The organism is Kitasatospora sp. NPDC088742 (assembly GCF_055584905.1).
Genome location: NZ_JBVJLD010000039.1, coordinates 56,151 through 76,826 on the forward strand (window position 1 = coordinate 56,151; position 20,676 = coordinate 76,826).

At 71.4% G+C, this 20,676-nt stretch carries 19 protein-coding genes; 9 read left to right on the forward strand and 10 right to left on the reverse strand.

From position 1 onward, the window contains the following. The 3 genes from ACZ6ZR_RS26880 to ACZ6ZR_RS26890 form a co-directional block, all read right to left on the reverse strand. Nucleotides 1-1,287, reverse strand: a complete 1,287-nt coding sequence (locus ACZ6ZR_RS26880; protein ID WP_465646465.1) for an MFS transporter — start codon at nt 1,285-1,287, stop codon at nt 1-3. Between the two features lie 116 nt (nt 1,288-1,403). Continuing rightward, nucleotides 1,404-2,486, reverse strand: coding sequence for an inositol-3-phosphate synthase (locus ACZ6ZR_RS26885; protein ID WP_465646467.1), 1,083 nt, complete (start codon nt 2,484-2,486; stop codon nt 1,404-1,406). 130 nt (nt 2,487-2,616) lie between these two features. After that, nucleotides 2,617-3,282, reverse strand: a complete 666-nt coding sequence (locus ACZ6ZR_RS26890; protein WP_465646469.1) for a PadR family transcriptional regulator — start codon at nt 3,280-3,282, stop codon at nt 2,617-2,619. A gap of 319 nt (nt 3,283-3,601) precedes the next feature. Here ACZ6ZR_RS26890 and ACZ6ZR_RS26895 point away from each other — a divergent pair, with 319 nt between their 5' ends. Both ACZ6ZR_RS26895 and ACZ6ZR_RS26900 read left to right on the forward strand, forming a co-directional pair. Continuing rightward, the gene (locus ACZ6ZR_RS26895; RefSeq protein ID WP_465646471.1) at nt 3,602-6,274 is read left to right on the forward strand and encodes a transglycosylase domain-containing protein; all 2,673 of its coding nucleotides are present in this window, start codon (nt 3,602-3,604) and stop codon (nt 6,272-6,274) included. 181 nt (nt 6,275-6,455) lie between these two features. Beyond that, nucleotides 6,456-8,087: a glycosyltransferase family 87 protein gene (locus tag ACZ6ZR_RS26900; RefSeq protein WP_465646473.1), complete on the forward strand. Its 1,632-nt coding sequence runs from the start codon at nt 6,456-6,458 to the stop codon at nt 8,085-8,087. Between the two features lie 19 nt (nt 8,088-8,106). Here the strand turns inward: ACZ6ZR_RS26900 and ACZ6ZR_RS26905 are convergent, their stop codons facing one another. From ACZ6ZR_RS26905 to ACZ6ZR_RS26915, 3 genes are all read right to left on the reverse strand, one after another. Beyond that, nucleotides 8,107-9,141 carry an alanine racemase gene (locus ACZ6ZR_RS26905; RefSeq protein ID WP_465646475.1) on the reverse strand — a complete coding sequence of 345 codons (1,035 nt, stop codon included), beginning with the start codon at nt 9,139-9,141 and terminating at the stop codon, nt 8,107-8,109. Nucleotides 9,142-9,193: 52 nt separating this feature from the next. Further along, nucleotides 9,194-10,312, reverse strand: a complete 1,119-nt coding sequence (locus ACZ6ZR_RS26910; RefSeq protein WP_465646477.1) for a lipid II:glycine glycyltransferase FemX — start codon at nt 10,310-10,312, stop codon at nt 9,194-9,196. 211 nt (nt 10,313-10,523) lie between these two features. Next, nucleotides 10,524-10,826 (reverse strand): hypothetical protein, encoded by a 303-nt coding sequence (locus ACZ6ZR_RS26915; RefSeq protein ID WP_465646479.1) that lies wholly within the window; start codon nt 10,824-10,826, stop codon nt 10,524-10,526. 282 nt (nt 10,827-11,108) lie between these two features. Here ACZ6ZR_RS26915 and rpsF point away from each other — a divergent pair, with 282 nt between their 5' ends. The 4 genes from rpsF to rplI all read left to right on the forward strand — a co-directional run bounded on the left by rpsF (nt 11,109) and on the right by rplI (nt 12,895). Continuing rightward, nucleotides 11,109-11,399 (forward strand): 30S ribosomal protein S6, encoded by a 291-nt coding sequence (gene rpsF, locus ACZ6ZR_RS26920; protein WP_465646481.1) that lies wholly within the window; start codon nt 11,109-11,111, stop codon nt 11,397-11,399. A gap of 102 nt (nt 11,400-11,501) precedes the next feature. Beyond that, nucleotides 11,502-12,128 (forward strand): single-stranded DNA-binding protein, encoded by a 627-nt coding sequence (locus ACZ6ZR_RS26925; RefSeq protein ID WP_465646483.1) that lies wholly within the window; start codon nt 11,502-11,504, stop codon nt 12,126-12,128. 66 nt (nt 12,129-12,194) lie between these two features. After that, entirely contained in the window at nt 12,195-12,431 is a 237-nt protein-coding gene (rpsR, locus tag ACZ6ZR_RS26930; protein ID WP_465646485.1) for a 30S ribosomal protein S18, read from the forward strand. 17 nt (nt 12,432-12,448) lie between these two features. Beyond that, nucleotides 12,449-12,895: a 50S ribosomal protein L9 gene (gene rplI / locus ACZ6ZR_RS26935; protein WP_465646487.1), complete on the forward strand. Its 447-nt coding sequence runs from the start codon at nt 12,449-12,451 to the stop codon at nt 12,893-12,895. A gap of 92 nt (nt 12,896-12,987) precedes the next feature. On the opposite strand, the gene ACZ6ZR_RS26940 is transcribed toward rplI, so the two are convergent. Beyond that, nucleotides 12,988-14,313, reverse strand: coding sequence for an MATE family efflux transporter (locus tag ACZ6ZR_RS26940; protein WP_465646489.1), 1,326 nt, complete (start codon nt 14,311-14,313; stop codon nt 12,988-12,990). 271 nt (nt 14,314-14,584) lie between these two features. On the opposite strand from ACZ6ZR_RS26940, the gene dnaB reads away from it, so the two are divergent. Continuing rightward, complete coding sequence (gene dnaB / locus ACZ6ZR_RS26945; protein ID WP_465646490.1) at nt 14,585-16,177, forward strand: replicative DNA helicase; 1,593 nt, start codon at nt 14,585-14,587, stop codon at nt 16,175-16,177. A 7-nt stretch (nt 16,178-16,184) separates the two neighbouring features. On the opposite strand, the gene ACZ6ZR_RS26950 is transcribed toward dnaB, so the two are convergent. Together ACZ6ZR_RS26950 and ACZ6ZR_RS26955 are read right to left on the reverse strand one after the other, a co-directional pair. Further along, entirely contained in the window at nt 16,185-17,393 is a 1,209-nt protein-coding gene (locus ACZ6ZR_RS26950) for a GNAT family N-acetyltransferase (RefSeq protein ID WP_465646492.1), read from the reverse strand. A gap of 119 nt (nt 17,394-17,512) precedes the next feature. Then, nucleotides 17,513-18,232, reverse strand: coding sequence for a GbsR/MarR family transcriptional regulator (locus tag ACZ6ZR_RS26955; RefSeq protein ID WP_465646493.1), 720 nt, complete (start codon nt 18,230-18,232; stop codon nt 17,513-17,515). 220 nt (nt 18,233-18,452) lie between these two features. Between ACZ6ZR_RS26955 and ACZ6ZR_RS26960 the strand changes: the two genes are divergently transcribed. Both ACZ6ZR_RS26960 and ACZ6ZR_RS26965 read left to right on the forward strand, forming a co-directional pair. Then, nucleotides 18,453-19,118, forward strand: coding sequence for a DUF4097 family beta strand repeat-containing protein (locus tag ACZ6ZR_RS26960; RefSeq protein ID WP_465646495.1), 666 nt, complete (start codon nt 18,453-18,455; stop codon nt 19,116-19,118). 32 nt (nt 19,119-19,150) lie between these two features. Beyond that, nucleotides 19,151-19,960, forward strand: coding sequence for an alpha/beta hydrolase (locus ACZ6ZR_RS26965; protein ID WP_465646497.1), 810 nt, complete (start codon nt 19,151-19,153; stop codon nt 19,958-19,960). 17 nt (nt 19,961-19,977) lie between these two features. Here the strand turns inward: ACZ6ZR_RS26965 and ACZ6ZR_RS26970 are convergent. Next, nucleotides 19,978-20,676 (reverse strand): oxygenase MpaB family protein (locus ACZ6ZR_RS26970; RefSeq protein ID WP_465646499.1); only part of this gene is annotated, 699 nt, incomplete at its 5' end.

Consider the following 20,676-nt stretch of genomic DNA (forward strand, 5'->3'; position numbering starts at 1 on the left):
TCAGCGGGGGCGGGCGGAGCGGGTGTAGAGGACGGCGGTGATGGCGTAGAGGAGGGAGGTGGTGAGCATCAGGAGGGGCGAGCGGCCGTCGAGGGGGAGGAGCAGTGCGGTGACGGCGGCGGCGGCGACGAAGGCGAGGTTGAAGAGGACGTCGTAGAGGGCGAAGACGCGGCCGCGGTAGGCGTCCTCGACGGACTCCTGGACCACGGTGTCCGCGCAGATCTTGACGGACTGGGTGACCAGGCCGAGCAGCAGGGCCGCGGTCAGGCAGGGGATCAGCGCGTAGGTGAGGCCGAGGGCGGGGACGAAGACCGCGGCGGAGGCGGTGCAGGCGGTGAGCCAGCCGGTGAGGCCGAGCCGGCGGGTGCACCAGGGGCTGATCAGCGCGGCGAGGAAGAAGCCGACGGCGGAGACGGCCACCGCCTGGCCGAGGGTGGCCATGCCGCCGGGGATGTCGTCGGGGGAGTTGAAGGTGTAGCGGGCGAGCATCAGCACCGTGACGACCAGGATCCCGTAGCAGAACCGGGCGGCGGTGATGGCGGCCAGGGCGTGGGTGGCGGGGCGGCAGTCCCGCACCAGGTGCCGTACGCCGTCGGCGAGTTCGCGGGTGGCGAGGGCCAGGGCGAGGTGCAGCGGGGGCCGGTCGGGGTGGTGGTCGGGACCGAGCAGGTCGGGGCTCATCCGCAGGGCGGAGAGGCCGGCGCAGAGGTAGAGCAGGGCGGCGACGGTGACCAGCAGGGCGTCGGCCCCGGCGCCGGCCGGGAGCACCAGGTGGACCACGAAGCCGAGGCCTCCGCCGCAGGTCGCGGCCACGGTGCCGAGGGTGGGGGAGAGGGCGTTGGCGGTGACCAGCTGTTCGGGGCGGACCACCCGGGGGAGCGAGGCGGAGAGCCCGGCCAGGATGAAGCGGTTGAGTGCGGTGACCAGCAGGGCGGCGAGCAGGAAGAGCCATTCGGGGGCCCGGGCCAGCAGCAGGGCGCCGGTGGCCAGGCCGAGGCCGCAGCGGGCGAGGTTGCCGAGGTAGAGCACCTGCCGCCGGCGCCAGCGGTCCAGCAGCACCCCGGCGAACGGGCCGACCAGCGAGAACGGCAGCAGCAGCACCACCAGCAGCGAGGCGATGTCGGCCGGGCTGGACTGCCGCTCCGGGGAGAAGACCACGTACGAGGCCAGCGAGACCTGGAAGACCCCGTCCGAGAGTTGGGAGAGCACCCGGGCGGTGAGCAACCGCCGGAAGTCCGCACCCCGGAGCAGTGCGCTGAGTGAGGTGCCGTTCCCCGTCCGATCCACCCGCCAAGGGTGCCACGAGGCCGGGCGGTGTTTCACGTGAAACATCACCCGGAAACGCGAACGGGGGCCCTGACGGAACGTCAGGACCCCCGTTCAGCGGCTCAGGAGAGCCGAGGTCAGCGCTCGACCTCGCCGCGGATGAACTTCTCCACGTTCTCCTTGGCCTCGTCGTCGAAGTACTGCACCGGCGGCGACTTCATGAAGTACGAGGAGGCGGAGAGGATCGGGCCGCCGATGCCCCGGTCCAGGGCGATCTTCGCGGCGCGGACGGCGTCGATGATGACACCGGCCGAGTTCGGCGAGTCCCAGACCTCGAGCTTGTACTCGAGGTTCAGCGGGACGTCGCCGAAGGCGCGGCCCTCGAGGCGGACGTAGGCCCACTTGCGGTCGTCGAGCCAGGCGACGTAGTCCGACGGGCCGATGTGGACGTTCTTGGCGCCCATGTCGCGGTCGCGGATCTGCGAGGTGACGGCCTGGGTCTTGGAGATCTTCTTGGACTCCAGGCGCTCGCGCTCGAGCATGTTCTTGAAGTCCATGTTGCCGCCGACGTTCAGCTGCATGGTGCGCTCGAGGACGACACCGCGGTCCTCGAACAGCTTCGCCATCACGCGGTGCGTGATGGTCGCGCCGACCTGGGACTTGATGTCGTCACCGACGATCGGCACGCCGGCCTCGGTGAACTTGTCCGCCCACTCCTTGGTGCCGGCGATGAACACCGGGAGGGCGTTGACGAAGCCGACCTTGGCGTCGATGGCGGCCTGCGCGTAGAACTTCGCGGCCTTCTCCGAGCCCACCGGCAGGTAGCAGACCAGGACGTCGACCTGAGCGTCCTTCAGGGCCTGGACCATGTCGACCGGAGCGGAGTCCGACTCCTCGATGGTCTCCAGGTAGTACTTGCCGAGGCCGTCCAGGGTGTGGCCCCGCTGCACCGTGACGCCGGTCGGCGGCACGTCGCAGATCTTGATGGTGTTGTTCTCGCTGGCGCCGATGGCGTCCGACAGGTCGAAGCCGACCTTCTTGGCGTCGACGTCGAACGCGGCGACGAACTCCACGTCACTGACGTGGTAGTCGCCGAACTGCACGTGCATCAGCCCGGGGACCTTGCCGGCGGGGTCGGCGTCCTTGTAGTACTCGACACCCTGAACCAGCGACGCGGCACAGTTGCCGACGCCCACGATGGCTACGCGAACCGAACCCATTCCGGTTGCTCCCTACTGATCTCATGAGGCCGCCCGATCGGGCGGTTCTCGCTCAACTTCTCTTCTCTGGCGGGCGCGTCGCGCCCAGTCCCGCCGCACACGCACAGGGCGCGGCGGGTTCGGCGATCCGTCAGGAACGCCCCGGGCGGTCGTGCGGTGGCCCCGGCGGGTCCGAGGACCCGGCCTCCTGGCCACGGCCGTCCGAAGTCTTCTCGTGCGGGTCGGGGTTGCGCCCGGCCCGGTTGGCCCGCTCGGTCTCGATCAGCTCGTTCAGCCATCGGACCTCGCGCTCCACCGACTCGAGCCCGTGCCGCTGCAGTTCGAGCGTGTAGTCGTCGAACCGCTCGCGGGTGCGGGCGATCGAGCTGCGCATCCGCTCCAGCCGCTCCTCCAGCCGGCTCCGGCGTCCCTCCAGCACCCGCATCCGGACGGCCCTGTCGGTCTGTCCGAAGAAGGCGAAGTGCACGCCGAAGTGCTCGTCCTCCCAGGCGTCCGGCCCGGAGTCGGCGAGCAGCTCCTCGAAGCGCTGCTTGCCCTCGGGCGAGAGCCGGTAGGTGATCTTCGAGCGCTTGCCGTTGAGGGCGGTGGCCGGAACGTACTCGGCCTCCGGGTTGTCCTCCACCAGGAAGCCCTGGGCGACCAGGCTCTTCAGGCAGGGGTAGAGCGTGCCGTAGGAGAAGGCGCGGAAGGAACCGAGCAGCACGTTGAGCCGCTTGCGGAGCTCGTAGCCGTGCATCGGGGCGTCGTGCAGCAGGCCGAGGACGGCGAACTCCAGTACTCCCGAACGCCTGCTCACCGTGGACCCGCCTCCTTCCGCCCGTGCTGCTATGCCGTGCCGATGTATCGGCTCGATATATCGAGAACAGTAAACCTGGGTCACGGAACGAGCAAGAGCGACTCGGGTGAACGAGGTCACAGGATTCGGCCGGTCCGCGCTGAGCATCCGTCAAGGTCCGTTCGGGGCCAGGTTGGCAACGGGCATGTAATGATCTGGTGGCGTTATGCCTGGCTTGTCATCTGATGCCCGATTAGATGTGGTTTTCGGATGCGTACTCTGTCGCGTGTGCACGGGCTCTCTGTACGCCCGGGCACGAGGACCGAGGAGTGGCTGGAAGATGAGCGAACGACGCCGCAGGTCGCCGAACCCGGACGGCGGTCAGGAGCCGCAGGGGAGCCCGGGCGACGGCGGCCGTCCGTATGCCTACGGGTCACCGCCCGACGGCGCGCCGGTCTACGGCGGCGACCGCGCCGGCGGCGGCCCCCGGGCCGGTGCGGCCCGGGCCACCGCCCAGCAGCCCAGACTGACCAGGGCGGAGATGCGCAAGCAGGCCCAGAAGTCGGGCGCCAAGGGCGGTGCCGAGACCGGCCCCGGCCGGGGTGACAAGGCGGCGGGCCGGGCCGGCAAGTCCGGCAAGCCCGGCAAGAAGCGCTTCATCGACTACCCGAGGTTCGGCAAGACCGGCGTGTGGCGCTGGCTCCCGTCCTGGAAGCAGCAGCTGACGGTCTTCCTGCTGTTCCTCTGCAGCGGCATCGCGGTGGTCGGCGCGGCCTACGCGCTCACCCCGGTGCCCGACCTGAACGCGGCCGTGGACCGTCAGAACAACATCTACTACTGGGCCGACAGCTCCGAGATGACCCGCCAGGGCGACACCAACCGCCAGGTGGTCGGGCTCGCCGACATCAGCAAGGACCTGCAGAACGCGGCGATCTCGATCGAGAACGCCAGCTTCTGGAACGACACCGGCATCGACCCCAAGGGCATCGCCCGCGCCCTCTACAACATGGCGACCGGCGGCGAGACCCAGGGCGGCTCGACCATCACCCAGCAGTACGTGAAGAACGCGTACCTGAGCCAGGATCAGACCCTGAGCCGCAAGGCCAAGGAGCTGATCATCACGCTCAAGGTGAACCAGGACAAGGGCAAGGAGGAGATCCTCACCGGATACCTCAACACCAGCTGGTTCGGCCGCGGCGCCACCGGCGCGCAGGCCGCCGCCCAGGCGTACTACGGCGTGGACGCCAAGAACCTGAACCTCTGTCAGAGCGCCATGCTGGCCGGTCTGCTCAAGGGCGCCTCGTACTACGACCCCTCGATCAAGGCCAACCACGACCGCTCGGTGGCCCGGTGGAACGAGGTGCTGGACCGGATGGTGACCACCGGTGCCATCACCAAGGAGAAGCGGGCCGGCTGCACCGAGTTCCCCGAGCCGCAGCCCAAGAAGGTCTCGGCCAGCATGAACGGCCAGGTCAGCTACATGGTCGAGCTGGCCAACAAGTACCTGATGTCCAAGGACAAGAACGTCACCGAGGCCGCGCTGGGCCGGGGCGGCTACCAGATCTACACCACCTTCCAGAAGGACAAGGTGGACGCCCTGAAGAAGGCCGTGGACGACTTCCGGGCCGAGACCCTGGACGAGGTCAAGCGCCCCGACAACGACAAGTTCGTGCAGGTCGGCGCCGCCTCGGTGGTGCCCAACGACGGTGCCATCATCGCGATCTACGGCGGTGACGGCGTGGAGAAGGGCCACCACACCGACAACGCCGACACCTTCGGCGTGCCGGTCGGCTCGACCTTCAAGCCCTTCGTGCTGGCCGCCGCGATGCAGGACGGCGTGCAGACCGAGACCGGGAGCGACGGCAAGCCGAAGCGCATCAACGCCGACAGCCGCTACCTGGCCGACGACAAGTCGGAGATCCGCGGCCTGAACGGCCAGCCCGTGCTGGAGGACGGCAAGCCCTACCGGCAGAAGAACAGCGGCAGCAGCAAGCCCGGCTACGTGACCCTGCGCAAGGCCATGGAGCAGTCCTACAACGTGCCCTTCGTCCAGCTCGGCCAGGACGTGGGCACCAGGAAGGTCGGCGAGCTGGTCGAGCAGATGGGCCTGCGCAAGGAGAGCCTGGCCGACTCCTCCACCACCACCTTCCCGCTCGGCACCTCGACCCCGAGCGCGATCCGGATGGCCTCGGCCTACGGGGTGTTCGCCTCCCGCGGCATGCAGACCGATCCGTACTCGGTGAGCAAGGTGCTGCACCAGGGCGTCGAGCAGAAGCAGTTCACCCGGGCCGCTCCCAAGCAGGTGCTGGAGCAGGCGGTGGCGGACAACGTCACCGACGTGCTGGTGAACGTGGCCAAGAACGGCACCGGTAGCAAGACCAACGCGCTGAACCGGCCGATCGCCGGCAAGACCGGCACCACCGACAAGGGCCTGTCGGCCTGGTGGGTCGGCTACACGCCTTCCCTGGTCACCTCGGTCGGCATGTGGCGCGAGGAGCCGGGCAAGCCCGGTCTGCTCAGCCTGAACGGCACCGCCAAGAAGGACGAGGTCCACGGTGGTGACTTCCCGACCGACATCTTCACCCGCTACATGAAGACGATCCTGAACGGCCAGCCGAAGGAGAACTTCCCGAAGCCGGAGGAGATCGGCGAGCAGGTGGACTCCTCGGGCGCCCCCTCCACGGCCAGCCCGTCGGCCACCCCGTCCGAGACCGCCCCGGTGGCCCCGCCGACCACGATCGCCCCGAGCGTGCCGACCGCCCCCACCACCCCGACCGCGCCGGTCACCACGGTGCCGAGCGAGTCGCCGACCGGCACCGAGGACCCCTGCCTGGTCCCGGGGCTCTGCCCCACCGGCGCTCCCTCGCCGAGCGGCAAGCCGAGCGGCAAGCCCACCGGACGGCCGACCGGCAGCCCGAGCCCGAGCAGCAGCCCGAGCCCGACCGGCAGCGCTAGCCCGAGCGGCGGCGCCGGTACCGGCAACGGCAACAACGGGATCGCCCCGCAGGGCTGACGGAACGTCATCCCGACCCGCACCACCCGGTGGCGGTCCTCCTCGGAGGGCCGCCACCGGCGCGTTCCGGGCGCGGTGCGGTCCTGGTGCGGGCGTGTGCCGGGCCGATCCCGCCGCACCGCCGAAACCCGTTGGCGGGGGCACCTGCTGTGGAGTGGACCAGTGCGGCATCATGTCCGCCATGACGTCGAGCGCACCTGACGAGAACGGCAGCACGGCCACCGTGCCGGATCCGGCGGTCGCCCCGGGGCCGCCGCAGAACACCGTGGTCGTCCCCGCGGACGAGGACCCGGTGGCCGCCGCGGGCAGCGAGCTGTTCGGCGGCCCGCCCGGCCGCCGCGCCCTGCTCGGCGTCAACTGGTGGGTCCCCGCCCGGTTCCTGGCCCTGCTGGTGATCGTCACCTGCGTGCTCGGCATGGCGCAGAAGCTGCCCTGCTACGACGGCGGCTGGTTCCGCGGCGCCACCACCCAGTACACCCACGCCTGTTACAGCGACATCCCGCACCTGTACACCTGGCGCGGCTTCGCGGCCGGGCTGACCCCGTACGTGGACATGCTGCCGCAGCCCAGCGCGGACATGCAGTACCTCGAGTACCCGGTGCTCACCGGCCTGTTCATGCAGGTGGCGGCCTGGCTCACGCCGGGCACCGGGAGCACCGAGACCCAGGAGCAGTGGTTCTGGCTGATCAACGCCGGGATGCTGACGGCCTGTGCGGTGGTCACCGTGGTGGCGCTCACCCGGGCGCACCGCCGCCGCCCCTGGGACGCCCTGCTGTTCGCCCTGGCCCCCGCGCTGGCGCTCAACCTCACCATCAACTGGGACCTGCTGGCGGTCGCCTTCTGCACCGTCGCGATGGCCTTCTGGGCCGGCCGCCGCCCGGCCTGGGCCGGGGCCTTCATCGGCCTCGCCACCGCGGCCAAGCTCTACCCCTTCCTGCTGCTCGGCCCGCTGCTGGTGCTCTGCTGGCGGTCCGGGAAGTGGCGTGAGTTCTGGCAGGCGGTCGGCGGCGCGGCCGGCGCCTGGCTGCTCGTCAACCTTCCGGTGATGGTGGCCAACTTCAAGGGCTGGGCCACCTTCTACACCTTCAGCCAGACCCGCAAGGAGGACTTCGGCTCCTTCTGGCTGATCCTGATGCAGGACCGCGGCGAGCAGCTGGAGACCCTCAACACCTGGATCGCCGGCCTGCTGATCGCCGCCTGCCTGGGCATCTGCTGGCTGGCGCTCTCCGCACCGCGCCGCCCGCGCTTCGCCCAGCTGGCGTTCCTGATCGTGGCCGCGTTCATCCTGACCAACAAGGTCTACTCGCCGCAGTACGTGCTCTGGCTGATCCCGCTGGCCGCGCTGGCCCGCCCGCGCTGGCGGGACTTCCTGATCTGGCAGGCCTGCGAGGTGCTGTACTTCCTCGGCGTCTGGTCCTACCTGGCCTTCACCGGCGACTCCAAGCAGCACGGCATCAACCAGGACTGGTACCACCTGGCGATCGTGTTCCACCTGCTCGGCACGCTCTACCTGTGCTGGATGGTGGTCCGCGACATCCTCCGGCCGGAGCTCGACCCGGTCCGCTGGGACGGCAGCGACGACCCCTCGGGCGGCGTGCTCGACCAGGCCCCGGACGTCTTCGTGCTCGGCACCGCCCGCCGCCTGCGCGAGGACCGCAGCTACGCGGAGTACGCGCTGCCCGAGCAGGCCGACTGGCTTCCCGAGCGCTTCGAACCCGGCCACACCGTGCATGACGAGGACCAGCAGCCGCCCGCCGACACGCCGCCCGCCGGGCAGCCGCCCGCCGACGAACTGCGCAGCGGCAGGGAGTAGCAGCGGCAGGGACCAACCCCTACGCGTCGACCACCCGGTCGAAGTGGGTGGTGGTGTGACGGGTGTTCAGCTCCAGCTCGTCGCCGATCGCCGGGGGCTTGGCGCCGCCGGGCAGGAAGAGGATGCTCACCTGCATGTGCGGCGGCTCGGCGAACCAGAGCTGGCGCCCGTCCCAGGCGTAGGGCGAGAGGGTGCGGTTGACGGTGGCCAGGCCGGCCCGGGCCAGGCCCTTGGCCCGGGGGAGCATGCCGTGCACGTACTTGGGCGCCTCCAGGCCGACCCCGTGCGCGGTGCCGCCGGAGACCACCAGCAGGTGGCCGTCGGAGGGTGACCGGTGCTGGCGGTAGCCGTACCGGTCGCCCTTGGCCACCGGCGTGACGTCCATGACGGTGGCCAGCGAGGTGAGCGCACCGACGTCGCCGAGCCAGAGCCGGGTGCCGATCCGGGAGCGGAAGTCGGTCTCCGGGTACCGGCCGGCCAGCCGGGCCAGGTCGGCCGAGCCGAGGTGGCTGAGGAAGAACCGGCCGGTGGGCAGCCCGGCCGCGGCCACCGCCGCCACCCAGCCGGCCACCTCGGCCACCGGGTCGGAGCCGTCCGGCCGGTCCAGCGGCAGGTGCAGGGCGAAGCCCTCCAGCCGCAGCCCGTCCACCGGCAGCCGGGCCAGGTCGGCGGTCGAGACGCCGTGCCGCCGCATCGAGGTCATGCACTCCACCACCACCCGGCTGCCCGGCGGCAACGCCCGGGCCGCCTCCAGGTGGGCCACCGTCCGGATCACCCGCCCGGCCAGGCCCGGGGGCAGCGAGTCCTCGCCGATCCGGTACGGGGTGAGCACCAGCAGCTCGCCCTCGAAGGCCCCGGCCACCGCCACCGCCTCCTCGGCGGTGCCGACCGCGAGCAGCCCGGTGCCGAGCAGCCGGGCCTCCTCGGCGAGGCGGAGGTTGCCGAGGCCGTAGCCGTTGCCCTTGGCCACCGGCACCAGACCGGGGAACTCGGCCAGCACGGAGCGCTGGTGGGCCCGCCAGCGGGCGGTGTCCAGCTGGAGCGAGAGGGTCATCTGGGCGTTCTCCCCGAGGTGGTGAGGGTGGGTCAGACGGGGCGGGGCCGGCTCAGCGGCGCGACATGTAGAGGTCGAGCGCCTTGTGCAGCAGCTTGTTGAGCGGGAAGTCCCACTCGCCGACGTACTCGGCGGCCTGGCCGCCGGTGCCGACCTTGAACTGGATCAGCCCGAAGAGGTGGTCCTCCTCGTCCAGGGTGTCGCTGATCCCGCGCAGGTCGTAGATGCTCGCGCCGAGCGCGTAGGAGTCGCGCATCATCCGCCACTGGACCGCGTTGGACGGCTTGACCTCGCGCTTGTGGTTGGCGGAGGCGCCGTAGGAGTACCAGACGTGCTCACCCACCGTCAGCATCGTGGTGGCGGCCAGCGGTTCGCCCTCGTGGTAGGCGAGGTAGAGCCGCATCCGGTTGGGGTCCTCGGTGGTGAGGGCGGTCCACATCCGCTGGAAGTAGGAGAGCGGGCGCGGGGTGAAGTGGTCCCGTTCGGCGGTCACCACGTACAGCTTGTGGAAGACCGCGAGGTCCTCGTAGCCGCCCTGGACCACCTCGACGCCGCTCTTCTCGGCCTTCTTGATGTTGCGCCGCCAGAGCTGGTTGAAGCCCTTCTGCACGTCGTCCAGGGAGCGGTTGGCCAGCGGCACCTGGAACACGTAGCGCGGCTGCACGTCGCCGAAGCCGGCCCCGCCGTCCTCGCCCTGCAGCCAGCCGGACCTGCGCAGCCGGTCGGCCAGTTCGAAGGCGCGCGGCTCGTACCAGTCCGGCTCCAGGTCGCGCAGGCGCTTGGCCTGCTTGCCGGCGATCGCCTCCTTGATGGTGGGCGCGTTCCAGCGGCGGATCACCACCGGCGGCCCCATCTTGACCGAGAACGCGCCCTGTCCCTTGAGGTGCGCCAGCATCGGGTCCAGCCAGCGGTCCAGGTCCCGGTCGAACCAGTCGATCACCGGGCCCTCCGGCAGGTAGGCCAGGTAGCGCTTGAGCTTGGGCAGCTGGCGGTAGAGCACCAGCCCGGCACCGACCAGCTGGTCCGAGGCGTCGAACCAGCCGATGCTCTCGGTGCGCCACTCGCTCTTGACGTCCCCCCAGGACGGAACCTGCATGTGACTGGCCGAGGGGCGGGCCCGGACGAAGGCCAGGTGTTCCTCGCGGGTGATCGTCCTCAGACGCAGGCTCATGCTGGGGTGCTCCTCCTAGGTCGGCCGGTCCAGGGTGACCCTATCGCCCGAATGGTCCGTTTCGGGCGCAGTGCTCCGGGCCGGTCGGACGGCTGCGGGTGGGCAGGTGCGGGCAGGGGGACGCCCCCCTCGCGGTGTGTACGCGGGGAGGGCGTCGGAGGTTACGCGGTCGGACCGGTCGGATGGCGACGGACCAGCGCGCGGGGGCCGGTCACGCGCCCCAGAGTCCTCCGTGGGCGACGCCGAGGTAGAAACCGACCGCGGCGGCGCCGATCGAGACCATCAGGACGAAGCGCTCGGCCGTGGTGACCGAGACGAACTGCCCCCAGAGACCGACCACGATGCCGAACAGGCCGGTCCAGGAGCTGATCAGGTGCAGGTTGTGGAAGAACGCCGTCGTGAAGGCCACCAGGCCCAGGACGGCTGCCACCCCGACCAGCGCGTTCTCCATGGGGTGTGCGTGTCCATCGGTGTTGAGGGTGAACGGCGGCGTGCGGCGCACGGTCTGTGCCATGGGGCCCACCTCCCGGGTGAAGAGCCGTTCTGTCCAGATTGCGGCGATTGGGTGGTGGATCACAACCCCTATGCGTTTTGTTCGGCCGTCCGGGTGCAGGTAGGCTGTGCGGTCTGCACTGGTGTACTTGTGCCCCCGTCTGCCCTTCACCGGGCCGGGGGTGGATGTCAGTGCCGAGGGCTAACGTTCTCGGTGCGTCGTCCGGACACCGGTGCCGACGCTGCACAACCCTCCTGCCACGGAGAGACCGTGGCCGCTGAGTCCAAAGGAGGTGGGTTACCCATGCGTCACTACGAGCTGATGCTCATCCTCGACCCTTCGGTCGAGGAGCGCGCCGTCGCCCCGCTGATCGAGTCCTTCATGAACGTCGTCCGTAACGGCGGCGGCAAGGTCGAGAAGATCGACACCTGGGGTCGTCGTCGCCTGGCGTACGAGATCAACAAGCAGTCCGAGGGCATCTACTCGGTCATCGACCTGAAGGCCACGCCCGAGGTCGTCAAGGAGCTCGACCGCCAGCTCAGCCTGAGCGAGTCGGTTCTGCGGACCAAGGTCCTGCGCCCGGACACCCACTGAGCCACGTCCTGACGCCCTAGGCGTCGGGCAGGTTCACGCCCGCTGTTTCACGTGAAACAGCGGACGAGCACCGCAGAACTTCTTTCCGAGAGGTCACCATCCATGGCAGGCGAGACCGTCATCACCCTCGTCGGCAATCTCGTCGACGACCCCGAGCTGCGCTTCACCCCGTCGGGTGCGGCGGTCGCGAAGTTCCGTATCGCGTCCACCCCGCGCACCTTCGACCGCCAGACCAACGAGTGGAAGGACGGCGAGAGCCTCTTCCTCACGTGCAACGTCTGGCGTCAGCCGGCGGAGAACGTGGCCGAGTCGCTGCAGCGCGGCATGCGCGTCATCGTGCAGGGCCGACTGCGCCAGCGGTCTTACGAGACCAAGGAAGGCGAGAAGCGGACGGTCTTCGAGGTCGAGGTCGACGAGGTCGGTCCGAGCCTGCGATCGGCGACCGCCAAGGTCACCCGCGCCAACCGCTCCGGCGGTCCCGGCGGCGGCGGTGGCTTCAGCGGCGGCGGTCAGCAGGGTGGCTCCGGCGGCCAGGGCGGTTCCTGGGGCGGCGGTGGCGGCCAGCAGGGCGGCGGCAACTGGGGTGGAAACTCCGGTGGCGGCCAGTCCGGTCCGTCCGACGACCCGTGGGCGTCCAGCGCTCCGTCCTCTGGTGGCAACCAGGGCGGCGGCGGCAGCTGGGGTGCCCCGGCCGGCGGTGGCGGCTACTCGGAAGAGCCTCCGTTCTAAAGCGGTGCGTGCCGGGCTCTCCGAGTCCGGTCATGCTGACAGATTTCGTATTCACAGGAGCGCACAATGGCGAAGCCGCCTGCTCGCAAGCCTAAGAAGAAGGTTTGCGTCTTCTGCAAGGACAAGGTCAAGTACGTTGACTACAAGGACACGAACCTGCTGCGGAAGTTCATTTCCGACCGCGGCAAGATCCGTGCCCGCCGGGTGACCGGCAACTGCACCCAGCACCAGCGTGACGTCGCCACGGCCGTGAAGAACAGCCGTGAGATGGCGCTGCTGCCCTACACCTCCACCACGCGCTAAGAGAGGGTGACCGAAGAATGAAGATCATCCTCACTCACGAGGTCCCCGGTCTCGGCTCGGCCGGCGAGGTCGTCGAGGTCAAGGACGGGTACGCCCGCAACTTCCTGGTTCCGCGTGGCTTCGCCATCCGCTGGACCAAGGGCGGTCAGAAGGACGTGGACGCGATCCGTCGCGCCCGCAAGATCCACTCGATCCAGACCCTCGAGGCCGCCAACGAGGTCAAGGGCAAGCTCGAGGGCGTCCAGGTCAAGCTGGCCGTTCGCTCGGGCGAGGCCGGCCGTCTGTTCGGCTCGGTGACCCAGTCCGACGTCGTCGAGGCCATCAAGGCCGCCGGCGGCCCGGCCGTGGACAAGCGCGCCGTCGCGATCGCCTCGCCGATCAAGACCGTGGGCACCCACAAGGTCTCGGTCAAGCTGCACGCCGACGTCCAGGCCAACCTCGACGTCGCCGTCGTCTCCGCCTGAACCACGCGTTAGCGTCAACGGCCCGGTTCCCCCTCGGGGGAGCCGGGCCGTTCGTCGTCCGGGTACCGGTTGGGTGCCGTCCCGGCGCCGGGTCAGCCCCGGACCGCTCCGGTCACCAGCCAGCGGTCGGTCCTGACCCGCAGGCAGAGGAAGGCGCAGCGGGCCAGCATGAACAGGTCGATCGCCCACCAGAGCGCGGTCAGCCCGCCGCCCAGGGCCGGCACCAGCAGCGCCACGGGGGCGAACACGGCCAGCGTGCCGAGCCCGGCCCAGGCCAGGTAGCGGCCGTCCCCGGCGCCCATCAGCACGCCGTCCAGCACGAAGACCACCCCGCCCACCGGCTGGGCCAGCGCGATCACCAGCAGCACCCGGGAGACCTGCTCGCGGACCACCGGGTCCTCGGTGAACAGCGGCACGTACAGCGGGCGGGCCACCACCAGCAGCAGGCCGAGCAGCACGCCGACCCCGAGGCCCCACTCGATCATCCGGCGGGTGGCCTCCCGGGTGCCCGGCACGTCCGAGGCGCCCAGGTAGCGGCCGACGATGGCCTGGCCGGCGATGGCGATGGCGTCCAGCGCGAAGGCCAGGAAGGTCCAGATGGTGAAGGCGATCTGATGGGCCGCCATCTGCACGTCGCCCAGGCCCGCCGCGACCGCGGTGGCCAGCATCAGCACGGCGCGCAGGCTGAGGGTGCGGACCAGCAGCGGGCCGCCGGCCCGGGCACTGGCCCGGATGCCGGGCAGGTCCGGCCGCAAGCCCGCGCCCTCCCGGCGGGCGCCGCGGACCACCACCGCGACGTACACGCCGGCCATCCCGGCCTGGGCCAGCACGGTGCCCCAGGCCGAGCCGGCCACGCCGAGGCCGGCGCCGTAGACCAGCAGGAGGTTGAGCAGCAGGTTGGCGGTGAAGCCGGCGATCGCCACCCGGAGCGGGGTGCGGGTGTCCTGGAGCCCGCGCAGCACGCCGGTGGCGGCCAGCACCAGCAGGATGGCCGGGATGCCGAGCGCGCTGATCCGCAGGTAGGTCACCGCGTACGGGGCGGCGGTGTCGGAGGCGCCGAGCAGTTCGGCGGCCTGCGGGGCGAACAGCAGGGTGAGCAGCACCAGGCCGGCCGAGATCAGCAGGGCCAGCCAGATCCCGTCGATGCCCTGCTGGACGGCGGCCCGGCGGTCCCCGGCGCCGATCCGGCGGGCCACCGCGGCGGTGGTCGCGTAGGCCAGGAAGACGAAGACGCCGGTGAGGGTGGCGAGCAGCGAGGTGGCGACGCCCAGGCCGGCCAGCTGGGCGGTGCCCAGGTGGCCGACGACGGCCGAGTCGGCCATCAGGAAGAGCGGTTCGGCGACCAGGGCGCCGAAGGCCGGGACGGCGAGGGCGAGGATCTCCCGGTCGTGTCGGCGGCGGGGCGTGGCGGATCTCATTCGGCCAAGGCTACTCATCCACAGGTAAGTGGTGCAAGGGTTGTCCATCCATTACTCGAAACGGTGATCGAACGGCGGCACGGCCGCCCGGGGAAGTCCGTGGACGATTTCTCATCACACCGGGGAACGCGAGTCCTCGCAGGTCAGGGTGGGCGTGGCGAGGGTCACTCGGGGGTGTCCACAGGGTTGTGCACAGGAATCGGTGAGTTCTCCACAGCATGGGGAAGGTTGTCCACACGCCCTGTGGATAACCGCTTGGTAGCGTTGGCTGGTGACCGGCCCCCAGTACGACGACCACGATGCGCCCCCGCCCCCGGAGGACGACTGGCAGCCGTCCGACGACGCCTTCCCGCCGGGGCCGTTCCCGGACGGACCAGGTGACCGCCTCCCGGTGAGCCGCCGCGACGGCGAACGCGGCGAGGGCCGGGGCGAGGGCCGCGGCGAAGGCGGCTTCGGCAAGGGCAAGGGTTCCTTCGGCAAGGGCGGCGGACGCCGTCGCGACGGAGACGGCGACGACCGCCCGCAGGCCGACGGCTTCGAACGGGTGCCCCCGCAGGACCTGGCGGCCGAGCAGTCCGTGCTCGGCGGCATGCTGCTGTCCAAGGACGCCATCGCCGACGTGGTCGAGGTGCTCAAGCCCGCCGACTACTACCGGCCCGCCCACGAGCTCGTCCACGGCGCCATCCTCGACCTCTACGCCCGCGGCGAGCCGGCCGACCCGATCACCGTGGCCGGCGAGCTCACCAAGCGCGGCGAGCTCACCCGGGTCGGCGGCCCCGGCTACCTGCACACCCTGGTCAACTCGGTGCCCACCGCGGCCAACGCCGAGTACTACGCCCAGATCGTGCACGAGCGCGCCGTGCTCCGCCGGCTGGTCGAGGCCGGCACCCGGATCGCCGGCATGGGCTACGCCGCCGAGGGCGACGTGGACGAGATCGTCAACGCCGCCCAGGCCGAGATCTACGCCGTCACCGAGCAGCGCACCAGCGAGGACTACGCGCCGCTGGCCGACATCATGGAGGGCGCGCTCGATGAGATCGAGGCGATCGGGTCCCGGCAGGGCCAGATGTCCGGCGTGCCGACCGGCTTCGCCGACCTGGACGCGCTGACCAACGGCCTGCACCCCGGCCAGATGATCGTCATCGCGGCCCGTCCCGCGATGGGCAAGTCGACGCTCGCGCTGGACTTCACCCGGGCCTGCTCGATCACCAACGGGCTGCCCAGCGTCATCTTCTCCCTCGAAATGGGGCGCAACGAGATCGCCATGCGCCTGCTCTCGGCGGAGGCCCGGGTCGCCCTGCACCACATGCGCTCCGGCAACATGACCGACGACGACTGGACCAGGGTCGCCCGGCGGATGCCCGACGTCACCGCCGCCCCGCTCTTCATCGACGACTCGCCCAACCTGTCGATGATGGAGATCCGGGCCAAGTGCCGCCGCCTGAAGCAGCGTCAGGACCTCAAGCTGGTGGTCATCGACTACCTCCAGCTGATGCAGTCCGGCGGCTCCCGGCGGGCCGAGAACCGCCAGCAGGAGGTCTCGGACATGTCCCGTAACCTCAAGCTCCTCGCCAAGGAGCTGGAGCTCCCGGTCATCGCGCTCTCCCAGCTGAACCGTGGCCCCGAGCAGCGCACCGACAAGAAGCCGATGGTCAGCGACCTCCGCGAGTCCGGCTCCATCGAGCAGGACGCCGACATGGTCATCCTGCTCCACCGCGAGGACGCCTACGAGAAGGAGTCCCCCCGCGCCGGCGAGGCCGACCTCATCGTCGCCAAGCACCGTAACGGCCCCACCGCCACCATCACGGTCGCCTTCCAGGGCCACTACTCCCGCTTCGTCGACATGACCCGCGACGTCACCTGACGGTCGGTCAGAACCAGTGCAGGCAGTGCGGGGGGCGTTCGGTGCGGAAGAGGGCGTCGGCGCGGGGGGCGGCGTCCGGGGTGTGGGGGTGGATGTGGCCGGCGCGGGCGAGGGTGGAGGCGGGGGTGCCGCCGAGGTAGAGGGAGGCGAGGTCGCTGATGTCGAGGGTGAGGTCGGGGGGAAGGTCGGTGGGGGTGCAGGTGGCGGTGCCGGCGTGGGTGGTGAGGGCGTAGCGGTGGTGTTCGGCGAGGAAGGGGTCGGTGACGTCGAGGACCAGGGTGGTGTCGACGGGGTAGGTGCGTGAGGTGAGGGCGGCGGGGACGTCGAGGAGGCGGACCCAGAGCCAGTCGTCGTAGTGGGTGGCCTGGGCGGCGCGGAGGTCGGCGAGCTGCCAGCGCAGGGGGTGGTCGGGGGTGAAGTGCTTGAAGACCACCTTGGAGACCAGGTCGTGGCCGAGCAGGAAGGTGGTGAGGGCGGTGACCACCGCGTCGTCGGCGGCGATGGTCTCGTCGACCACCAGGGTGTCGGGCTCGTTGAGGGTGTAGGTGGCGTAGCCGTCGGGGGTGCCGGAGGCGTCGCGGTGGAGGGCGACGTACCGGGCGGCCGGGGCGACGGGGGGCTGGCCGGCGCCGCGGGCCCACCAGCGGGGCGGGCGGGAGAGGGCGCCGGGCTGGGTGCGGCGGTAGCGGTCGTAGACCTGCTCCAGGAGCGGGGTGCACCGGTCGCGGGGGAGGATCTCGACCGTGCCGGTGTCGGGGCGGCCGGCCCGGGACGGGGCGGGGGCGGCCTGGGTGCGCGGGACGGTGAGGCGGCCGGTGTAGGTGGCGGGGCCGTAGCCGAAGCGGCGGTAGATGGTGGCCTCGGAGGCGAGCAGGACGGAGAGGTGCTCGCCCCGGGCGCGCAGGTCGGCGAGTTGACGGCGCATCAGGGCGGTGAGCACGCCGCGGCGGCGGTGGGTGGGCAGGACGCCGACCGCGCTCACGCCGGAGACCGGTGTCAACGCCCCGCCGGGCAGGGTGAGTTCGAAGGTGTAGGCGCTGGCGGTGCCGACCGGCCGGCCGGTCTCGTCCAAGGCGAACAGGCCGCGCTCGGGCTCCAGCGCGGAGAACCAGCTGCCTGGGGTGTCCGCCGGGCCGTCCGGGAAGCGGGCGAAGGCGGAGTACATGGTCTCGACGAAGAGGTCGAGGTCCTCGGCGGTGGTGGGACGGATCTGCATGTCTGCCACGGTCTCCCCGGTGTGGTGCGGGGCGTCGCCGTGCGCGGTGCCCCGCCACAGTGCAGCGTCGGCCGCCGGGCGGGTCAATCGAATTACCGGGCAGGGCCCCCGGGCGGAGGTCAGTCGGCCTCCGGCTTGGTGTGGAGGATCTCGCGGGCCTGTTCGGCGGCCCGGACGATGCTCTCGGAGACGAAGTCGACGAAGCGGGCGATGTTCTCCAGCCGGGTGCCGGCGGGGGTCTCGTGGCCGAGCACGCCCACGCCCTCGCGGGCGGCGTTGGCGAGCTGGGTGGTGCCCTCGGCGCTGGCGATCATCGACTGGTACCAGACGTCGTCGTCGACCACGTAGCGCTCGCGGCGCCGCTCGTCGCGCTCGCGCCGGACCAGGCCCTGCTGGTCGAGGTAGGCGATGGCCTTGGAGATCGAGGCGGGGCTGACCTGGAGGCGCTGGGCCAGTTCGGCGGCGGTGAGGCTGCCGGAGTCGGTGATGTAGAGGCAGGCCAGCACCCGGGCCATCATCTTCGGCGTGCCGGAGGCCATCAGGACGGTGGTGAGCAGCTCCTCGAAGGCCCGCACCGCCTCGGCGTCCCGGCCGTGGGCCTGGGGGAGGTCGGCGCGGGTCCTGGGGGTGGCGGGGGTGCGGCGGCGGGTGCGCTGCTCGGTGGCGCGGTGGGCGAGGTCGGCGCGGTAGGAGGTGGGGCCGCCGTTGCGCATGACCTCGCGGGTGACGGTGGAGGTCGGGCGGTCCAGCCGTCTGGCGATCTCCGCGTAGGCGAGGCCGTCGGCCAGGCCGAGGGCGATCTGCTGGCGTTCCTGCTGGGTGAGTCTGCCGCCCGGCATCGCGGTCTCCTTCTCGACTTCTCGACGGGGAGCGCCAGCATAGCGTTAGCCGTCATTCCATTGCAACGTTTCGTTGCATTGCCCGGGAGGGCGTTGCAATGATTTTGCCGCCCTGAGCTGGGAAAATGGCCAGGCCGTGCAATGAAGGTGTTGTCGGATCAGTGAGTGCAACGTAGCGTTTGCGAAGTCAGAAACGACGACGACGCAGGAGCAGGACACCATGCAGACCTTCGCCACCACCACCCCGATCACCGCCGTCCTGGACGTCGCGGCCGGCCGCATCCAGCTGATCGCCGCCGACCGCGCCGACACCACCGTCGAGGTCCGCCCGGCCACCCCGGGCCGCGGCCGCGACGTGAAGGCCGCCGAGCAGACCGTGGTCGACTACCGCGACGGCGTGCTGCGGGTCAGCACCCCGGAGGCGGCCAAGCGGGCCTTCGGGCCGGGCGGCTCGGTCGAGGTCACCGTGCGGCTGCCGGCCGGCTCCCGGGTGGAGGCCACGGCCGCCGCCGCCGACCTGCGCGGGGTCGGCCGGCTCGGGGAGGTCGTCTTCACCGGGGCCGCCGGCACCGTGAAGCTCGACGAGGCCGCCGCGGCCCGGCTCACCCTCCAGGCCGGCGACATCCATCTGGCCCGCCTCACCGGCAGCGCCGAACTCACCACCACCAAGGGCGACCTGACCGTCGCCGAGGCGCACGGGGGCAGCCTCGCGCTGCGCACCGAGGCCGGGGACATCACCGTCGGCGCGGCCCGCGGCGTCTCCGCCTCGCTGGACGCCGGCACCGCGTACGGCCGGGTCGGCAACGCCCTGCGGAACGCGGGCGACCCCACCCTCGCGATCCGCGCCACCACCTCCTACGGCGACATCGCCGCCCGCAGCCTCTGACCGTCCGTCACACACCCAGGGAGAACACAGCCATGAGCACCGTCACCACCACCGCCACCAACGCCTGGACCGGCACCGTGCAGGTCGAGGACACCACCCTCCACGTCAGCGACACCGGCGGCGCCGGCCGTCCGGTGGTCTACCTGAACGGCTGCTACGCCGACACCTCGCACTGGCGCCGCGTCATCGCCGAACTGGGCGACGGCTACCGGCACATCACCTTCGACGCCCGGGCCCGGGGCCGCTCCGGCCGCTCGGCCGACTACTCCTTCGACGCCTGCGTCCGGGACGTGAGCGCGGTGCTGGCGGCGCGCGGCATCACCGAGGCGGACCGGCCGGTGCTGGTCGGCTGGTCCTACGGCGCGGCGATCGGCATCAACTGGGCGGACCGCAACCCCGGTCAGGCCCAGGGCGTGGTCTCGGTGGACGGCGCGCTGCCGAACGACTGGCTGGACGAGGCCGGCCGGGCACACATCCGCAAGCTGTTCCGCAAGCTCGGCCCGCTCTTCCCGGTGGCCCGGCTGTTCGGGATGGCGGCGAAGATGAGCGCCACCCAGCACGCCGAGGTGAACATCGAGGCCAACGAGGTCTGCGCCACCGGTGTCCTGGTGCCGGTGCTGGAGCGGATCCAGACCCCGGTCCGGTACGTGCTCGCCTCCGGCGGGAACCTCGGCGCCGCGGCCGAGCTGATGGAGGGCATCCGGGCGGACTTCCGGAAGGTGGCCGAGGCCAGCCCGAACGTGGAGATCAGCGCCAAGGTGAAGAGCAACCACTCCAAGATCCTGCGCAACGACTACCGCGCGGTGGCCGAGGCCGTCCGCGAGCTGGCCCCGGCGGCGTGACCGGCGGTGACGGTGGGTCAGGCCGCGTCCGAGGCGGGCGCGGTGGCCCGCCGGACGGCGGCGGCCCTGATCTGGGACGGGCCACAGGCCCAGACCATCACCCGCCCGAGCGCCCGGGCCGGCGGCAGGTCCCAGCCGGAGCGCACCAGCGCCGGGCGGCGGACGCCCAGTTCGGCCCGGGCCCAGGGCGGCAGCACCGCCAGCGCGGCGTTGGTGAGCACCCGGACCGCCAGCCGCTCGCGCGGGGAGCGCCCGAAGTCGCGCAGCAGCCGCAGCACGTCGAAGGCGGCCGGTACGGCGTGCAGTTGGGGCCGCACGCCGGTCAGATAGGCGCGCACCCCGGCCTGCGAGGTGGGCACGCCGGTGGCGCCGAGCAGTTCGGCCACCACGGCGTACTCGGCCAGGTAGGCGTCGCACTCGGCCGGGGTCAGCCGCTCGGCGGCGAAGCTCTGGTACCCCGTCAGGAAGCAGGCCACCTCGGCGGTGTGCACCCAGGTGAGCAGGGCCGGGTCGTCGGCCCGGTACGGCCGGCCGTCGGGGGCGGTGCCCCGGATGTGCGGGTGGATCCGGCGGACGGCCGCTATCGCCTGCCGGGCCGCCTCGGTGGAGCCGAGCGTGGTGGTGGTGACGAAGCGGGCGGTGCGGTGCAGCCGGCCGGTCGGGTCGGCCCGGAAGTCGGAGTGGTGGTCCACCCCGGCCATCGCCAGCGGGTGCAG

What these genes read in the sequence shown, in the direction of transcription:
- ACZ6ZR_RS26885 (WP_465646467.1), bottom strand. Translation starts at nt 2,486, where the DNA reads ATGGGTTCGGTTCGCGTAGCCATCGTGGGCGTCGGCAACTGTGCCGCG.
- ACZ6ZR_RS26895 (WP_465646471.1), top strand. Translation starts at nt 3,602, where the DNA reads ATGAGCGAACGACGCCGCAGGTCGCCGAACCCGGACGGCGGTCAGGAG.
- ACZ6ZR_RS26900 (WP_465646473.1), top strand. Translation starts at nt 6,456, where the DNA reads ATGACGTCGAGCGCACCTGACGAGAACGGCAGCACGGCCACCGTGCCG.
- ACZ6ZR_RS26905 (WP_465646475.1), bottom strand. Translation starts at nt 9,141, where the DNA reads ATGACCCTCTCGCTCCAGCTGGACACCGCCCGCTGGCGGGCCCACCAG.
- ACZ6ZR_RS26910 (WP_465646477.1), bottom strand. Translation starts at nt 10,312, where the DNA reads ATGAGCCTGCGTCTGAGGACGATCACCCGCGAGGAACACCTGGCCTTC.
- ACZ6ZR_RS26915 (WP_465646479.1), bottom strand. Translation starts at nt 10,826, where the DNA reads ATGGCACAGACCGTGCGCCGCACGCCGCCGTTCACCCTCAACACCGAT.
- rpsF (WP_465646481.1), top strand. Translation starts at nt 11,109, where the DNA reads ATGCGTCACTACGAGCTGATGCTCATCCTCGACCCTTCGGTCGAGGAG.
- ACZ6ZR_RS26925 (WP_465646483.1), top strand. Translation starts at nt 11,502, where the DNA reads ATGGCAGGCGAGACCGTCATCACCCTCGTCGGCAATCTCGTCGACGAC.
- rpsR (WP_465646485.1), top strand. Translation starts at nt 12,195, where the DNA reads ATGGCGAAGCCGCCTGCTCGCAAGCCTAAGAAGAAGGTTTGCGTCTTC.
- rplI (WP_465646487.1), top strand. Translation starts at nt 12,449, where the DNA reads ATGAAGATCATCCTCACTCACGAGGTCCCCGGTCTCGGCTCGGCCGGC.
- ACZ6ZR_RS26940 (WP_465646489.1), bottom strand. Translation starts at nt 14,313, where the DNA reads ATGAGATCCGCCACGCCCCGCCGCCGACACGACCGGGAGATCCTCGCC.
- ACZ6ZR_RS26950 (WP_465646492.1), bottom strand. Translation starts at nt 17,393, where the DNA reads ATGCAGATCCGTCCCACCACCGCCGAGGACCTCGACCTCTTCGTCGAG.
- ACZ6ZR_RS26955 (WP_465646493.1), bottom strand. Translation starts at nt 18,232, where the DNA reads ATGCCGGGCGGCAGACTCACCCAGCAGGAACGCCAGCAGATCGCCCTC.
- ACZ6ZR_RS26960 (WP_465646495.1), top strand. Translation starts at nt 18,453, where the DNA reads ATGCAGACCTTCGCCACCACCACCCCGATCACCGCCGTCCTGGACGTC.
- ACZ6ZR_RS26965 (WP_465646497.1), top strand. Translation starts at nt 19,151, where the DNA reads ATGAGCACCGTCACCACCACCGCCACCAACGCCTGGACCGGCACCGTG.